The following is a 1,447-nucleotide window of genomic DNA, read 5'->3' on the forward strand; positions in this document are numbered from 1 at the left end:
TACAGAGCTTTTCAGGATACAGCCATACTACCTCACGGGATGTGAGATCTAGGCTTGTACCGCTTATTCGCCATTCATCATCTCAACGCCCTAAACATCTTGATGAAACCATTCAGCTGGGGATACCCAACAAATAAAAGATCACAAATATACGATAAAAAATGCAGTTTCTACTTCAAGTTGAAGAATACTATCGACTTGCAGCCTATAATTGTCAAACGCACCGCTCAAGCGCATCGCTAAGGCATACACTTGCCACCGAACGGATAACGATTTCCGCTTTAACGCCTCACTATACATAAATTCATATAAGAAAATTACTATATAAATCAAATATTTATCTTCACAATCGGCTATCGCAAGTTCGTATTATGACAAACACATAACACTATTGGCAGTAATTTGGACCACACCTACACTAATTCAAACTTGATCTTGTTAGATGCAAGTCTATCTCTCTGCCGCACCCCCCTTTAAGCGATCGCACCGAAGAGGCATCTGATGAATATTGAAAGTCAGACAAAAAAGGCAATGTTCCACGAGCGGGAACATGAAAATACGTACACGAATAGTGCAAAAAACCGAATGGTTGACTACTTAGATGAATATTTAGGGCTTTTAGAAGCCAATACACAAATTAACAATTATGAGAATTTTTTGTATGGTAAGACGATAAGAATTGATAAAATGAAGTACCGCCTCGCAGACATATGCGAGATTACGATGTGCGACCAAGTCCCGCCAACACATTTCAAAATACAGATGAACATTCCAGGCGCGCAAACAATTCTTGAAGAGTTGCTTGAGGAAGCAGATCTGCAAAACTTCAAACTCAAGGACATGACGTACCACATTACACTGAGCATGCCAAGTGACGAGACGCTCGATGAACTATCCGAGAAGGTCAGCGCGGTATGCGCGAAACAAATTCGGATGATCACAAAAGTAAAGTCAGAAACGATGCAACGTGTTCAAAAAGCGGTACAAAATGAGTTTATCACAACGGTAGAGGCGGTACAGGCCAAGCGTCAGGTAGAGAAACTCCATAAGGAGTTAGTTTTTTATTTTAAATTTCTTGCGTGTAATGGTCGTATGAAACTGCTTAGTAATAACTTTCAATTCGATGATGAATTTACGAAAAAAGATTATACGCGCGCTACAAGAATGATTAATGATGGTGAGATTTCGATGGAGGAAGAAGAATGAAATTTATCCGCAATGCAGAGTTTTCTGACTACGACGTCATCTATTAAATGCGCGCCATTATCGTCACGAACGGCGCCAGAGTAGACGCCATACGACATCGTTTTCAAGTCGTGACCGAGTAACCGCGCTGCTTGGTTCTCTGGCACTTCAGCAGTCTCAGGCTGGGACTGACGGCATGGCTAGAAACGCATCGCCCACCACAGCCCCTGAGAGTGCCACTGACGGCCAAGTTTAAGCATCC

General features: G+C 42.2%; 1 protein-coding gene. It reads left to right on the top strand.

All coding sequences use genetic code 11. The features are described from left to right. Nucleotides 1-501 precede the first annotated feature (501 nt). Nucleotides 502-1,206, top strand: coding sequence for a hypothetical protein (locus KG698_RS15250; protein WP_213686392.1), 705 nt, complete (start codon nt 502-504; stop codon nt 1,204-1,206). The last annotated feature ends 241 nt before the right edge of the window (nt 1,207-1,447 follow it).

Source organism: Roseicyclus sp. (assembly GCF_018402035.1).
Lineage (GTDB): Bacteria > Pseudomonadota > Alphaproteobacteria > Rhodobacterales > Rhodobacteraceae > Roseicyclus.

What these genes read in the sequence shown, in the direction of transcription:
- KG698_RS15250 (WP_213686392.1), top strand. Translation starts at nt 502, where the DNA reads ATGAATATTGAAAGTCAGACAAAAAAGGCAATGTTCCACGAGCGGGAA.